The organism is Pantoea sp. GbtcB22 (genome assembly GCF_019091025.1).
GTDB classification, from domain to species: domain Bacteria; phylum Pseudomonadota; class Gammaproteobacteria; order Enterobacterales; family Enterobacteriaceae; genus Pantoea; species Pantoea leporis.
Genome location: NZ_JAGXKB010000765.1, coordinates 1 through 239, shown reverse-complemented (window position 1 = coordinate 239; position 239 = coordinate 1). Strand labels below are relative to the sequence as shown.

Genomic DNA, 239 nt, shown 5'->3' with positions numbered 1-239 from the left:
CAAAAAGATACTCATTGTCGAAGATGGGGTCGTTTTCCGTTCATTGATAGACAATTTATTAACCAGCTTAGGTGCAACAACGCTTGAGGCAGGTGTTGGTGTTGATGGCTTAACCTTGTTGTCGGCGCAGTCAGTGGTTCTGGTTATTTGCGACCTTGAAATGCCGCGTATGGGCGGTATCCCGTTCGTTGGACGTCTTCGCACGCGCGGCAACAATGTGCCCATTCTGGTTATCTCCG

General features: G+C 49.4%; 1 protein-coding gene. It reads left to right on the top strand.

The window, feature by feature from the left end:
* Positions 1 to 239: response regulator (locus KVT28_RS26615; protein WP_217551306.1), on the top strand; the 239-nt coding region annotated here is incomplete at both ends.